The sequence below is a fragment of the Sphingobium yanoikuyae genome (assembly GCF_013001025.1).
GTDB classification, from domain to species: Bacteria; Pseudomonadota; Alphaproteobacteria; order Sphingomonadales; family Sphingomonadaceae; genus Sphingobium; species Sphingobium yanoikuyae_A.
On sequence record NZ_CP053021.1, the window covers coordinates 2,031,410 to 2,046,435 of the forward strand.

Consider the following 15,026-nt stretch of genomic DNA (forward strand, 5'->3'; position numbering starts at 1 on the left):
GCCCCCTTAACTTCGCATATTTCCCGTATATTTTGACATCTTCATGCGCCAACGGGAAAGGAAATTTCCAATAGCACGCGCATAGCCGCTATGCCGACTGCCTAACATGGCTCGGCCCTCGTAGGACAGGTTCAGAACAGTCGCGAACCGTTCGGCACGGGCTTGTCGGGCGCGAACAGCATGACGGCGCCGGCCGCGTCGGCGAAGCCGAGGGTCAGCACTTCCGACATGAACTTGCCGATCTGGCGCGGCGGGAAATTGACTACGGCGGCGACCTGGCGGCCGGGCAGGCCTTCCAGCGCGTGGTTTTCGGTGATCTGGGCGCTCGATTTCTTGTGGCCGATCGCCGGGCCGAAATCGATCAGCAGCTTGTAGGCGGGCTTGCGCGCCTCGGGATAGGGCTCGGCCGAGACGATCGTGCCGACGCGGATATCCACTTTCAGGAAATCGTCGAAGCCAATCGGGTCGGCGGCGGGGGCGCTGGGGTCGTGGGTCAGATGCATGCAGGAACTCCATCTCCTCCCCGCCTGCGGGGAGATGGCGGCGAAGCCGACGGAGGGGGCGTGCCCCAAATGCGAGGCCGCGTCCAGAAGCATCCCCCCTCCACCACTTCGTGGCCCCTCCCCGTTCCGGGGAGCAATGCTTACTCCAGTTCCAGGATCACCGCGTCAACCGGCAGGCTCTCGCCCTGTGCCGCCGACACGCTCTTGACCGTGCCCGCCTTGCCGGCGCGCAGGATATTTTCCATCTTCATCGCCTCGATCACGGCGAGCGGCTGGCCGATCTCGACCTTGTCGCCCTGCTTGACGTTCAGCGCGACCAGCAGGCCGGGCATCGGGCAAATCAGATATTTGGACAGATCGGGCGGGATCTTCTCGATCATGTGCGCAGCGTAAGGCGCGGCGTGGGCGGGCAGGATGCGCAGCTTGTGGCTGGCGCCATGGGCGGTCAGCACGAAGCCCGACCGCATCGGCGCGATCCGCACCGCCAGTTGCTCCTCGCCAAATTCCGCCTCGATCAGGCGATCGCCGGGCGTATATTCGAGCGCCATGTCGATGCTCTCGCCATCGACCGTCACTTCGTCGCCGTCGATCACGACATCATGAACGGCGTCGCCGATCTTCACCTGCCAGCCGGTGGGCGGGGCAAGACGCTTGCCAAGCTGCCCGTCGATGCGGCGGGCGCGGTCGGCCTGCGCCATCGCGGCGAAGGCACCGATGGCGGACAGGCGCTTGAGCAGTTCTTCCGACGCCGGGGCACCAGTGAAGCCCTCGGGATATTCCTCGGCGATGAAGCCGGTCGTGATATTGCCCGAGCGGAACCGCTCATGCTGCATCAGCGCGGACACGAAGTCGATATTATGGCCCGGCCCTTCGATCTCGAACTTGTCGAGCGCCTCGATCTGCTTGTCGATCGCCTCCAGCCGGGTCGGCGCCCAGGTGATCAGCTTGGCGATCATCGGATCGTAGAAGATCGACACCTCGCCGCCTTCCTGCACGCCGTCATCCACGCGGATCAACGCGCCGCTCTCATCCGTGCCGGTTTCGGGCGGATTATAGCGGATCAGGCGGCCGGTCGACGGCAGGAAGCCGCGATAGGGGTCTTCGGCATAGACGCGGTTCTCGATCGACCAGCCGTTGATCTTCACGTCCGCCTGACCGAAGGACAGCTTCTCGCCATTGGCGACGCGGATCATCTGTTCGACCAGATCGACGCCGGTGATTTCCTCGGTAACGGGATGCTCAACCTGAAGCCGCGTGTTCATTTCCAGGAAGTAGAAGCCGTCGCCGGTCTTGTCCTCGCCGCTGACGATCAGTTCGACCGTGCCGGCGCTGAAATAGCCGACCGCGCGGGCCAGGGCGACGCACTGCTCGCCCATCTTCTTGCGCATTTCGGGGCTGACGAAGGGCGACGGCGCTTCCTCGACGACCTTCTGATGGCGGCGCTGGATCGAGCATTCGCGCTCGTTCAAATAGACGATATTGCCATGCTGGTCGCCCAGCACCTGAATTTCGATATGGCGCGGGCTTTCGATGAACTTCTCGATAAAGACGCGATCGTCGCCGAAGCTGTTCAGCCCCTCGCGCTTGGTGGCTTCAAAGCCTTCGCGGACATCCTGTTCGCTATAGGCAAGGCGCATGCCCTTGCCACCGCCGCCGGCCGAGGCCTTCATCATCACCGGATAGCCGATCTCGTTGGAGATGCGGACCGCATGCTCGGTGTCGTCGATGACGCCGACGAAACCGGGGACGACATTGACGCCGGCTTCCATCGCCAGCTTCTTGGACTCGATCTTGTCGCCCATCGCGGCGATGGCGTTGGCCGGCGGGCCGACGAAGATAATGCCTTCTTCGTCCAGCGCCTTGCGGAAGCTTTCGCGCTCGGACAGGAAGCCATAGCCGGGGTGGACCGCATCGGCGCCAGTGGCCTTGCACGCCTCGATGATCTTGTCGGCCAGCAGATAGGATTGGGCGGCGGGCGGCGGGCCGATATGGACGGCTTCATCGGCCATCAGCACATGCGGCGCGCGGGCGTCGGCATCGGAATAGACCGCGACGGTCTTGATGCCCATCTTCTTGGCCGTCCGCATGACACGGCACGCAATTTCGCCACGGTTCGCGATCAGGATTTTCGTTATCACTCTGATTTTCCCCAGTTCCTAAAAGTCAGCCAAGCGGCGAACATCCAAACCAAAACTCCAGCAGCGGCTTGAATAGCCACTTGGCGCTGCATTCCGCCGATACATGTCGCCAGATCCTCAGGTAGATCCATGCAAGTAAAACTGGCCATCGAGTAACTGAGCCAGCAAACGAAAAGCCAGCCCACCAACAGAAATGTCAGAAGCACAAGCGATAAAGCGGCCAGCTTGCGCCAAACGGTCATCATGCACCCGTGAACTGACAACAAGCCGTCATGCCGGACTTGATCCGGCATCCCGCTTTCTTCCCCCGCGATGGCAAGAAGAAGCGGGACCCCGGCTCAAGGCCGGGGTGACGAGGGTGGGCGCGATTTTCACTCCGCAGCCTCCAGCTCAACCTTCACTTCGGCCTGCATCGGCACGACGCCCAGCTTCGCGAACAGCGCTGCATCGGCATTGTCTCCCGCATTGGCGGTGGTCAGCAGCTTGTCGCCGGTGAAGATGCTGTTCGCGCCGGCCATGAAGCAGAGCGCCTGGCAGCTATCCGACATGCTCTCGCGGCCGGCCGACAGGCGTACCATGCTCTCCGGCATCACGATCCGCGCGACCGCGACCGTGCGCACGAATTCGATCTCGTCAATCTTGGCGAGCGGGGTGTCGGCCAGCATATTGCCCAGCACCGTGCCCTTCACCGGCACCAGCGCGTTGATCGGCACGCTCTGCGGATGGACCGGCAGCACGGCCAGCGCATGCAGGAAGCCGACGCGATCTTCGCGTGCCTCGCCCATGCCGACAATGCCGCCGCTGCACACATTGATGCCCGAATTGCGGACATTTTCCAGCGTCACCAGCCGATCGTCGAAGGTCCGGGTGGTGATGACCTTCTCATAATGTTCGGGCGAGGTGTCGATATTATGGTTGTAATAATCGAGACCGGCTTCCGCGAGCATGTCGGCCTGGCTTTCGCTGAGCATCCCCAGCGTCATGCAGGTTTCCATGCCCATCTGGCGCACGCCCTTCACCATCTCGACGATGGCGGGCATGTCGCGATCCTTCGGGTTGCGCCAGGCCGCGCCCATGCAGAAGCGCGAGGAGCCGGCGTCCTTCGCCTGCGCTGCCGCCTGCATCACCGCCTGCACGCTCATCAGCTTCTCGGCCTTCAGCCCGCTTTCCGCCGAGGCCGACTGGTTGCAGTAACCGCAATCCTCCGGGCAGCCGCCGGTCTTGATCGACAACAGGGTGGACAGCTGCACCTCGTTGCGGGGAAAGTTCGCGCGGTGGATCGACTGCGCTTCGAACATCAAGTCGCCAAAGGGCAGGTCGAACAGCGCGGCGATTTCCTCGCGCGTCCAATCGTTGCGGGCGGTCAGGGTGCAGGGGGTATTCATTTACGCAGCTTCCTCTAGCCCCGCCGGGGGCATGTTGTGGCCGAGCAGGCGCAGCACATCGGCGGCGCACTCCACGACATTGGAACCCGGCCCATAAATGCCCTGAACCCCTGCGTCACGAAGATAGTCATAATCCTGCGGCGGGATGACCCCGCCGGCGATCACCTTGATGTCGCTACGGCCGTGGTCACGCAGCCGGTTGATCAGTTCGGGGATCAGCGTCTTGTGCCCGGCGGCCAGCGACGAGGCGCCGACCACGTCGACGCCGCTGTCGAGCGCCAGCACCACCGTTTCCTCCGGCGTCTGGAACAAAGGCCCAGACACGACATCGAAGCCCATGTCCCCGAAGGCCGAGGCGATGATGTTGGCGCCCCGGTCGTGCCCATCCTGCCCCATCTTGGCGACGAGAAGCTTGGGCTTGCGACCGAGGCGCCGTTCGACGGCCTGCACCCCGTCGAGAACCTGTTTCCAGCGGCTGTCATCCTTGTAGGGCGCGCCATAGACGCCCTTCACCGGCGTCGGCTGGGTGCCATAGCGGTTGAAGCTGTCTTCCATGGCGGCCGAGATTTCGCCCAGCGTGGCGCGCGCACGGGCGCACTCGACGGCGTGGGCGAGCAGATTGGTCTCGATCGACTGCGGCGCGGCGGCGGCATCGCGGAGCGATTGCAACGCAGCCTGGCAGGCATCCTCGTCGCGCTGCGCCTTCACCCGGTTGATGCGGGCAATCTGGGCTTCGCGAACCTTGGTGTTGTCGACTTCGAGGGTTTCGAGCAGTTCTTCGTTCGCCAGGCGATATTTGTTGACGCCGACGATGACGTCCTCGCCCCGGTCGACGCGCGCCTGACGGGCGGCGGCGGCGGTTTCGATCATCGCCTTGGGCCAGCCCGCGCCCACGGCCTTGGCCATGCCGCCTTCGGCTTCCACGCGGTCGATGATTTCCTGCGCGGCGTCGACCAGCTGCTGGGTCAGCGCCTCGATATAATAGCTGCCGCCCAGCGGATCGACGACATTGCACATGCCGGTCTCTTCCTGGATCACGATCTGCGTGTTGCGCGCGATGCGGGCCGAAAAATCGGTCGGCAGCGCGATCGCTTCGTCGAGCGCATTGGTGTGGAGCGACTGGGTGCCGCCCAGCATCGCCGCCATCGCCTCGATCGTGGTGCGCATGACGTTGTTATACGGGTCTTGCTCGGTGAGGCTGACGCCCGACGTCTGGCAATGGGTGCGCAGCATCTTCGAGCGCTCGTCCTGCGCGCCCAGCTTCGTCATGACCCGGTGCCACAGCACGCGTGCGGCGCGCAGCTTGGCGATCTCCATGAAGAAGTTCATGCCGATGGCGAAGAAGAAGCTGAGGCGCCCGGCAAACTTGTCTATGTCGAGGCCGCTCGCCACGCCATAGCGCACATATTCCGCCCCATCCGCGATGGTGAAGGCCAGTTCCTGCACCTGCGTCGCGCCGGCTTCCTGCATATGATAGCCGGAAATGGAGATGCTGTTGAATTTGGGCATCTCGCGCGACGTATAGCCGAAAATGTCGCTGATGATCCGCATCGAGGGTTCGGGCGGGTAGATATAGGTGTTGCGGACCATGAACTCCTTGAGGATGTCGTTCTGGATGGTCCCGTCGAGCAGCTTGCGCTCGACCCCCTGCTCCTCGCCCGCGACGATGAAGAAGGCGAGGATCGGGATCACCGCGCCGTTCATGGTCATCGACACGCTCATCTTGTCGAGCGGAATACCGTCGAACAGGATCTTCATGTCCTCGATCGTGTCGATCGCCACGCCGGCCTTGCCGACATCGCCGACGACGCGGGGATGGTCGCTGTCATAGCCGCGATGGGTGGCAAGGTCGAAGGCAACGGAGAGGCCCTTCTGCCCGGCGGCGAGGTTGCGGCGGTAGAAGGCGTTGGATTCCTCGGCGGTCGAGAAGCCCGCATATTGGCGGATGGTCCAGGGCCGACCCGCATACATGGAGGCGCGCACGCCGCGCGTGAACGGCGCGAAGCCCGGCAGGCCCGGATCGACGGTCACATCCTCGGCGGTGTAGAGCGGCTTCACCACGATACCTTCGGGGGTATCCCAATTCAGATCCTTGCCCTTCACTTCCTTGGCGGCAGCGGCGGCCCACTGGTCCAATGTCGGCTTCTCGGTCATGCGTGTCCTATCCTACCCGTTCGTCACCCCGGCCGTGAGCCGGGGTCCCGCTATCTTCATCCCGCTTGCTGAAAAGAAGCGGGATGCCGGATCAAGTCCGGCATGACGTAATTCAATGCGCGCCGTCCTTCGGCGTCTCCATGATCTCGGTCAGCACCCCGTTCATATCCTTGGGGTGGACGAAGAAGATCGGCGTGCCATGGGCGCCGATGCGCGGCTCGCCCAGCACCTTCTTGCCCAGCCCCTCGAACCAGGCCTTGGCTTCCATGATGTCGGGCACTTCATAGCACATATGATGCTGCCCGCCGGCCGGGTTCTTGGCGATGAAGCCATGGATCGGGCTGTTCTCGCCCAGCGGCTCGATCAGCTCGATCTGCGTCCCCGCCGTGCCGCCTTCACCCGGTGTGTCGACGAAGCACACCTTTACCCCCTGCGCCGGCAGGTCGAACGGCTCATGCGTGATCGTCGCGCCCATGATGTCGCGATAATAGGCCAGGCTCGCCTCCAGCGAAGGCGTCGCGATGCCGATATGGTTCAAGCGGCCGAGTTTCATCACATCATTCCCAATGTCGTCATTCCCGCGAAAGCGGGAATCCATCTCCCGACCCATCCCCAAGAAGCGATGTGGGGGGATGGATCCCCGCTTTCGCGGGGATGACGTCGTTATTTAGAGCGGAATATTATCGTGCTTCTTCCACGGGTTCTCCAGCGCCTTGTTGCGCAGCTTGCGCAGGCCCAGCGCGATCCGCTTGCGGGTCGAATGCGGCTGGATCACCTCGTCGATGAAGCCCTTGCTCGCCGCCACGAAGGGGTTGGCGAAGCGGTCTTCATATTCCTTGGTCTTCTCGGCAATCTCTTCGGGCGTCTTGCCGCGGAAGATGATCTCGACCGCGCCCTTGGCACCCATCACCGCGATCTCGGCGGTCGGCCAGGCATAGTTGAGGTCGCCGCGCAGATGCTTGGAGCTCATCACGTCATAGGCACCGCCATAGGCCTTGCGGGTGATGACGGTGATCTTCGGCACGGTCGCTTCGGCATAGGCGAAGAGCAGCTTGGCGCCATGCTTGATGATGCCGCTATGCTCCTGCGCGGTGCCCGGCAGGAAACCCGGCACGTCGACGAAGGTGACGATCGGAATCTCGAATGCGTCGCAGAAGCGCACGAAGCGGCCCGCCTTCTTCGACGAGTTGATGTCCAGCACGCCGGCCAGCACCATCGGCTGGTTGGCAATGATGCCTACCGTCTTGCCCTCGATCCGGCCGAATCCGCACAGGATATTGCCCGCATGAGCCGGCTGCACCTCGAAGAAGTCGCCTTCGTCCACCACCTTGCGGATCAGCTCGTGCATGTCATAGGGCTGGTTGGCATTGGCCGGGATCAGCGTGTCGAGGCTGTCCTCGACGCGATCCCACGGGTCCGCGCTCGGCCGCTCGGGCACCGGCTCCTTGTTGGACGCGGGCAGGAAGTCGACGAAATCGCGCACCGCCAGCAGCGCCTCGATGTCATTTTCGAACGCCACGTCCGCCACGCCCGACTTGGTCGTGTGGGTTACGGCGCCGCCCAGTTCCTCCTGCGTGACGACTTCGTTGGTGACGGTCTTGACCACGTCCGGCCCGGTCACGAACATGAAACTGCTGTCCTTCACCATGAAGATGAAGTCGGTCATCGCCGGCGAATAGACCGCGCCGCCCGCGCACGGCCCCATGATGACGCTGATCTGCGGCACCACGCCCGACGCCAGCACATTGCGCTGGAAAATCTCGGCATAGCCGGCGAGCGAGGCGACGCCCTCCTGGATGCGCGCACCGCCGCTGTCGTTGAGGCCGATCACCGGCGCGCCGACCTTCATCGCGATGTCCATGATCTTGCAGATCTTCATCGCGTGCCGTTCCGACACCGCACCGCCATAGACGGTAAAATCCTGGCTGAAGACATAGACGAGGCGGCCGTTGATCGTGCCCGATCCGGTGACCACGCCGTCGCCCGGAATATGCTGTTCATCCATGCCGAAGTCGATGCAGTTATGCTCGACATACATGTCCAGCTCTTCAAAGCTGTCCTCGTCCAGCAGCACTTCGATCCGCTCCCGCGCGGTCAGCTTGCCCTTGCCATGCTGCGCGTCGATGCGGCGCTGGCCGCCGCCCATGCGGGCGCCCTCGCGCTTGGCTTCCAGCTGTTCGATGATGGCGAGCTTCGACATGAAAGGCTTCTCTCCAAATTCGTGGCGTCAATAGCTTGGCCGACGCCGCCTTGCCCTTCCCCTACTCAGCCGAACACAAGGTTCGCAAATGTAAATTTGCCAATTTGCAAATCGCGACTTCGCAAATTAGGGTAAGGATTATGGCACGCGGCAACCGTATATTCGCAGGTCCACGCCTGCGCCAGCTGCGCCTGGACCATCGCATGGACCAGGCGACGATGGCACAGGCACTGGGCATATCCGTATCCTATCTCAGCCAGATGGAAAATGACGATCGCCCGTTGACCGCCAAGGTCAAGGCCGCGCTCGCCAACGCCTTTCCCACCGACTGGGCCAGCTTCGACAGCCGCGAGGACGAGCAGTTGCTGGGCGCCTTCGCCTTTGCCCTGTCCCATCCCGAACTGCCCGGCCCGGCGCTGGAACCGGAACGGATCGAGAAGCTGCATCTGCAATTTCCCGAGTTCGCGGCGCGCTACGTCGATCTCTACAACGCCCATATGCGCGCCAATGAGCGGATCAACATGATCGAGGAGGCGATCGCCAACGATCATGAGGTGCAGGCCCGCCTGCCCTGGGAAGCGGCGCGCGACTGGTTTCATGAGGCGGGCAATTATGTCCATAGCCTCGACTGCCTGGCCGAGGAGATGGCCGAGAGCTTTGCCCAGGGCCAGGTGCTGGACGAAGGGATGCTGGTCGAGGCGCTGGCCCGCCGCCACGGCATCGAGACGCTGATCGCCGAGACGCCCGACAGCGCGCTGCGCGCCTATCGCGCCGCCGACCGGCAATTATTCATCAACGCCGCCCTGCCGACCGAAAGCCGCAAGTTCATGCTGGCGCACCAGCTGATGATGCTGGAGGGGCAGGCAGTGATCGCCGATGTGGTGCGCAAGGCCGGCCTGCCGGTCACCGGCGCCGATCGGCTGCTCGCGATCGGCCTTGGCAATTATGCCGCCGGCGCGCTGCTGATGCCCTATGCCCCCTTCCGGGAGGCGGCGCGGACGATGCGCCATGATATCGACCGGCTGGCCCGCACCTTCGGCGTCAGTTTCGAACAGGCCTGCCACCGCCTGTCTACGCTGCAGCGGCCGGGCCTGCGCGGCATCCCCTTCTTCTTCTGCCGGGTCGACATGGCCGGCAACATCACCAAGCGCCACAGCGCCACCCGGCTGCAATTCGCCCGCTTCGGCGGCGCCTGCCCGCTGTGGAACGTGCATGAGGCGGTGGCCGTGCCCGACCGCATCAATGTACAGCTTGGCGAGACCCCCGACGGCGTGCGCTATGTCTCGATGGCCAAGGGGCTGGTGAAGCCGTCGGGCAGCTACAAGCGCACCCCGCGCCGCTTTGCCGTGGTGCTGGGCTGCGAAGTCGCCCATGCGGCCAATTTCGTCTATGCCGACGGCCTGCATCTGCAAGAGGAAGGCGCCGCGACGCCGATCGGCATCACCTGCCGCCTCTGCTCGCGCCAGAGCTGCGACCAGCGCGCCTTCCCGCCCGCCGACCGCCCGATCCATGTCGATCCCGACAATCGCCAGATTGTGCCCTACTGGATCGGCTGACACGAAGTAATAATGGCACGAAAATCCGAAATAAAATTCTACGTTACTTTTACATTCCAATACTAGTCTTTAACTATGAAGATCATGCAGCATATTGAAATATAATTCACTTATATGTCGTGTCACTTTTAACAAAATTGTCATAGCGAAATCCCAGTTGCAGGGCGGGACTGTCACGGACAGCTCGGTGCCAGAACAGATAATCGGCACCCTTGTCGCACATGGTAAAAAGGGATTTCGGGTCAATGAAACAGCTATTGATGTGCAGCGCCGCGCTGGTCGTGGCGGCTGCGCCGGCGATCGCGCTTGCGCAATCGACCGGCTCACAGGATTTCGAGGACAGCATCATCGTCACCGGCGCGCAGGGCGACCAGAGCGTGGGCGGCGTCAAGATCCCCGAAACGCCGAAGGCCAAGGTCACGCTCGACCAGGAAATCATCGCCCGCCAGCGCCCCGGCCAGGCGATCAACGAAACACTGAACCTGGTGCCCGGCGTCAGCTTCTCCAACCAGGATCCCTGGGGATCGCTGGGCGGCAGCTTCACCGTGCGCGGCTTCAGTTCCGACCGCGTGTCGCAGACGATCGACGGCATTCCGCTCAATGACTCGGGCAATTACGCGCTCTACACCAACCAGCAGCTCGACCCGGAAATCATCGAGGCGGCGACCGTCAGCCTGGGCTCCACAGACGTCGACAGCCCGACCGCCTCGGCCGCCGGCGGCACGATCAACATCCGCTCGCTGATGCCATCGGACGAGATGGGCGCGATGATCAGCGCCAGCTATGGCAATATCGTCGCCCGCGGCAATGACGATGATCGCGCCTATCACCGCATCTTCGGCATGTTCCAGACCGGCGTCTTCACGCCCTTTGGCACCAAGGCCTGGTTCTCCGCCTCGCGCGCGACCAACAAGTCGACCTACACCAATTATGGCGGCGTCGATAAGCAGCAATATAATGGCAAGATCTACCAGCCGATCGGCAGCAATGGCGACTTCATCGCGCTGGCGGGCCATTACAATCAGAACCGCAACACCTTCAACGGTTCAACCTATACCACCGCGACCTTCCCCGGCACGACCGACGGCCGCTTCTACGACACCGCGACCTGCACCGTGGACACGCCGCAGACCGGCGTCACCAACTATGCCAATAGCTGCGGCTCGGCGTTCGAGCGGCGCTACAACCCCTCCAACACTGGCAATGTCCGGCTCAACTCGCGCTTCACCCTGGCCAGCGGCCTCACGCTGACGGTCGATCCCAGCTTCCAATATACCAAGGCCAATGGCGGCGGCACATCCTATGCCTATGAAGGGGCCAGCGCCGATGGCAATACGGGCGGTTATTATCTCAAGGACAGCCGCAACACCGCCACCAGCAGCTCGACCCAATATTATTATGTCGGCGGCGTGGACCTGAACGGCGATGGCGACACGCAGGATTTCGTGCGCGTCCTGTCACCCAGCCAGACCGTGACCAAACGCTATGGCGTGATCGCCAACCTGTCCTACGACATCGACCCCGACAATCGCCTGCGCCTGTCCTACACTTATGACCGTGCCCGTCATCGCCAGACCGGCGAAGCCGGCTATCTGGAACTGGACGGCGATCCGGTCGACGTCTTCCCGATCAACAATCCGATCGTCGATGCCGACGGCAATGTCGTGCAGAAGCGCAACCGGCTATCCTATGCCACGCTGAACCAGATTTCGGGCGAATATCGCGGTTCCTATCTCGACGATCAGGTCATCCTGCTGCTGGGCGCGCGCATGCCCTTCTTCAGTCGCGATCTCAATCAATATTGCGTCACCACCGACGCATTGGGCAACGTCAACTGCCCGGCGACCCAGGCCGGCATCGATGCCCAGCTTGCCGCCAACAGCGCCTATGCCGCGCCGCAGTCGCGCAAGTTCGACTATAACAAGCTGCTGCCCAACCTTGGCGTCACCTACAAGTTCACCAGCAAGGCCAGCATCTTCACCAGCTATGCCAAGAACCTGTCCGTGCCCGGCACCGACGCCCTCTATGGCGCGCTCTATTTCGACGAAGGTTCCAGCTCGGGCAATCCCAAGCCGGAAACGTCAGACGCGTTCGGCCTTGGCGTGCGCTATCAGTCGGGTATCGTCCAGGCGCAGCTGTCGGGCTGGTACACGCGCTACAACAACCGCCTGGCGACCGCCTATGACGCCGATTGCGATTGCAGCGTGACCCGCAACCTCGGCCGCGTCGACAAATATGGCGTCGACGGCAGCGTCGCGGTGCGGCCGGTCAAGGATCTGATGCTCTACGTCTTCGGCTCCTACCTCAAGTCGGAGATCAAGGACGATGTCCAGACCGGCGCCAGCACCTATGCCGCAACCGCCGGCAAGCGTGAGGCCGGCGCGCCGGTCTATACGCTGGGCAGTCGCATCCAGGGCACCCTCGGCCCGGTCGACCTCGGCCTCCAGATCAAGCGGACCGGCGAACGCTATGTCAACGACATCAACACGGTGAAGCTGCCCGGCTATACGCTGGTCGATCTCGACGCCCGCTTCTCGCTGGAGCAATGGGGCCTCAAGAAGACCTTCTTCCAGCTCAACGTCACCAACCTGTTCGACAAGGTCTATATCGGCTATTCGGGCACCGGCCTGACCAGCACCGCCACCACCGCCTATCTCGGCTCGCCCCGCGCGATCAGCGGATCGATGGTCGTGGCCTTCTGACCGGACGAAGGGGCGCCGGCATCGGCGGGCGCCTCTTTTTCCTTTCGCATCAGGATCAAGGCTGTGGCTTCGCGCGTGCCTTGGCCGGCAACGGCGCAAAAATGGGGTGAAAGCTGATTTCAACCCGTCGGTTCTGACGTTCGGCGACATTTGCGCCCGTGGCTATGCGCTGACGTGACGCTCCACGGGCTTTGATATCGATGTCAACTTCCGGAATGCCGTGCCCTGCCAAATAGGCCCGCACCACCTTTGCGCGCTTTCGCCCAAGCTCAGGATTTTCGCGCGTGTCGGCATGCCCTTCGATCACGGTTCGGCCATAGCCACAAGTCGCAGCAAGGCGACTGACCCGGTCAAGAATATTGCGCGCCTCTTCGTCCACATAGGCGATGTCGGAATCGAAGAAGATGATGAAGGGACCGGTGATACATTCAAAGCTGTTGGCCTGGCTGGGCAGCCCCAATGCGAGCAGCGCGCATGCTACGGATAGAATTTTCCCGGTTGAACACATATCGTTTCCGCCCCCCTCAGGCCGCTGATCATAAAACCCAAACCTGTAGCCGAGAAGCGATCAGCCAGACATCTTCATCGCCCCGTCCAGATAGTCGAGAAAAGCGCGCACCCGCGCAGCGGTGCGATCTTCTGCCGCGTAGAGGGCGTGAATATCCTCGCCGTCGCCGGGATTATAGTCGGCCAGCACTTCGACCAGGCGCCCCGCCCTGATGTCGCTGGCGACATGGAAATGGCCGTGCCGGGCGATGCCGCCGCCGGCGACCGCCATCTGCCGCACCACTTCGCCCGAATTGCCGTAGAAGCTGCCCTGCACCGGCCGCTGCACCAACTTTCCGCCGATGCGGAACGGCCAGCCGTCGATCGAGCGGCGGAAGCTGAAGCGCAGGCAATCATGATCGTCCAGATCGTCCGGCGTCTGCGGCGTGCCGCGCCGGGCGAGATAGGCCGGGCTCGCCACCAGCACCATGGCGCTATGGCCCAGCTTCTTCGCCCGCAGGCTGGTGTCGCGCAGCGGGCCGATGCGGATGGCGATGTCGGCCCGCTCCTCGACCAGATCGACGATCGTGTCGGACAGGGTCAGGTCCACCGTCACCGCCGGATACAGGTCACGGAAGCCGGGCAGGATCGGGATCAGGCATTCGATGCCGAAGGAGGGCGACGCGTTGATCCGCAGCAGCCCGCGCGGCGTCGTGCGATCCTCGCCCAGCCCCGCCTCCAGCGCCATCATGTCGCCCAGCAGCACCGCCATCCGGTCGCGATAGGTGACGCCTTCCGGCGTGAGCGCCAGCGCCCGCGTCGTCCGCCGCAGCAGGGTGACGCCCAGCCTTTGTTCCAGCCGCGCGATCGACCGGCTGACCGCCGATGGCGTCAGGCGCAAAGCCTTGGCCGCCGCCGCCAGACTGCCTTCACCCGCCACCATCAGGAAGGTTTCGATGTCCCCGAACCGATTATCCATGATTTCAAATCACTTCTGAAATGCGAAAGTGCAATCTAATCATCAATGCAAAATGCTCTATCTTGCTGTCAACTTCGCTGTCACTTTCAGAGGAATTCATCATGGATCTTCAGCTTTCGGGCAAGACCGCCCTCGTCACCGGATCGACTGCCGGCATCGGCTTCGCCATCGCCAAGCGCCTGGCTGAGGAAGGGGTCGAGGTCGTCATCACCGGCCGCAACCAGGCCAAGCTGGACGCTGCCGCCGCCGAATTGTCGCAGGCCGGCACCATCCGCCCGGTCCTGGCCGATCCCGCCACCGCTGCGGGCGCCGACGCGCTGATCGCCGCCGTCCCGGACATCGACATCCTGGTCAATAATCTCGGCATCTACGAGGCCAAGGACTTCACCGACATCACGGACGCGGACTGGCATCATCTGTTCGAGGTCAATGTCGTGAGCGGCGCCCGCCTTGCCCGCCATTATTTCCCGAAGATGCTGGCCAAGAACTGGGGCCGCATCCTGTTCATCGCCAGCGAAAGCGGCCTACTGCCGCCGGCCGAGATGATCCATTATGGCATGACCAAGTCGGCCCAGCTCGCCATTTCGCGGGGCCTTGCCGAACATACGCGCGGCACCGGCGTCACCGTCAATTCGGTGCTGCCCGGCCCGACGCGCTCGGAAGGCATTGTCGAATTCATCCGCTCCGTGGTCGAGAATAAGGACGCGTCCGAAGCCGAGCGCGAGGCCGAATTCTTCACCAAGCTGCGCCCGCTCTCGCTGATCAAGCGGCTGATCGAAGCCGATGAGGTCGGCGCGATGACCGCCTATCTCGCCAGCCCGCTGGCCGCCGCCACCAATGGCGCGGCCGTCAAGGTCGAAGGCGGCATGGTGCCCACCATCTACTGATGGCCCAGCGCCAACCTCGAAAAGCGGAGGTTTGCG

General features: G+C 63.1%; 12 protein-coding genes. 3 read left to right on the forward strand and 9 right to left on the reverse strand.

Annotation, left to right across the window (positions count from 1 at the left end; translation table 11 throughout):
• Nucleotides 1-131: 131 nt before the first annotated feature.
• The 7 genes from HH800_RS10080 to HH800_RS10110 form a co-directional block, all read right to left on the reverse strand.
• Nucleotides 132-503: a tRNA-binding protein gene (locus HH800_RS10080; RefSeq protein ID WP_169860967.1), complete on the reverse strand. Its 372-nt coding sequence runs from the start codon at nt 501-503 to the stop codon at nt 132-134.
• Between the two features lie 140 nt (nt 504-643).
• Entirely contained in the window at nt 644-2,641 is a 1,998-nt protein-coding gene (locus HH800_RS10085) for an acetyl-CoA carboxylase biotin carboxylase subunit (RefSeq protein WP_169860968.1), read from the reverse strand.
• Nucleotides 2,638-2,886: a hypothetical protein gene (locus HH800_RS10090; RefSeq protein WP_161730601.1), complete on the reverse strand. Its 249-nt coding sequence runs from the start codon at nt 2,884-2,886 to the stop codon at nt 2,638-2,640. Before HH800_RS10090 ends, HH800_RS10085 begins: the two co-directional genes overlap by 4 nt.
• A gap of 126 nt (nt 2,887-3,012) precedes the next feature.
• Nucleotides 3,013-4,026: a biotin synthase BioB gene (bioB, locus tag HH800_RS10095; RefSeq protein WP_004207227.1), complete on the reverse strand. Its 1,014-nt coding sequence runs from the start codon at nt 4,024-4,026 to the stop codon at nt 3,013-3,015.
• Entirely contained in the window at nt 4,027-6,180 is a 2,154-nt protein-coding gene (gene scpA, locus HH800_RS10100; protein ID WP_169860969.1) for a methylmalonyl-CoA mutase, read from the reverse strand.
• Between the two features lie 112 nt (nt 6,181-6,292).
• Nucleotides 6,293-6,733, reverse strand: a complete 441-nt coding sequence (gene mce / locus HH800_RS10105) for a methylmalonyl-CoA epimerase (protein ID WP_169860970.1) — start codon at nt 6,731-6,733, stop codon at nt 6,293-6,295.
• Nucleotides 6,734-6,847: 114 nt separating this feature from the next.
• Nucleotides 6,848-8,380, reverse strand: coding sequence for an acyl-CoA carboxylase subunit beta (locus HH800_RS10110; RefSeq protein WP_169860971.1), 1,533 nt, complete (start codon nt 8,378-8,380; stop codon nt 6,848-6,850).
• A 140-nt stretch (nt 8,381-8,520) separates the two neighbouring features.
• Here HH800_RS10110 and HH800_RS10115 point away from each other — a divergent pair, with 140 nt between their 5' ends.
• Entirely contained in the window at nt 8,521-9,936 is a 1,416-nt protein-coding gene (locus tag HH800_RS10115) for a helix-turn-helix domain-containing protein (protein WP_010338815.1), read from the forward strand.
• A gap of 245 nt (nt 9,937-10,181) precedes the next feature.
• Entirely contained in the window at nt 10,182-12,638 is a 2,457-nt protein-coding gene (locus HH800_RS10120; RefSeq protein ID WP_235682083.1) for a TonB-dependent receptor, read from the forward strand.
• Nucleotides 12,639-12,693: 55 nt separating this feature from the next.
• Here HH800_RS10120 and HH800_RS10125 read toward each other — a convergent pair whose 3' ends face one another.
• Nucleotides 12,694-13,098, reverse strand: coding sequence for an OmpA family protein (locus HH800_RS10125; protein ID WP_169860972.1), 405 nt, complete (start codon nt 13,096-13,098; stop codon nt 12,694-12,696).
• Between the two features lie 108 nt (nt 13,099-13,206).
• Nucleotides 13,207-14,103, reverse strand: coding sequence for a LysR family transcriptional regulator (locus tag HH800_RS10130; protein WP_169860973.1), 897 nt, complete (start codon nt 14,101-14,103; stop codon nt 13,207-13,209).
• Between the two features lie 101 nt (nt 14,104-14,204).
• On the opposite strand from HH800_RS10130, the gene HH800_RS10135 reads away from it, so the two are divergent.
• Nucleotides 14,205-14,990, forward strand: a complete 786-nt coding sequence (locus HH800_RS10135) for an SDR family NAD(P)-dependent oxidoreductase (RefSeq protein WP_169860974.1) — start codon at nt 14,205-14,207, stop codon at nt 14,988-14,990.
• The last annotated feature ends 36 nt before the right edge of the window (nt 14,991-15,026 follow it).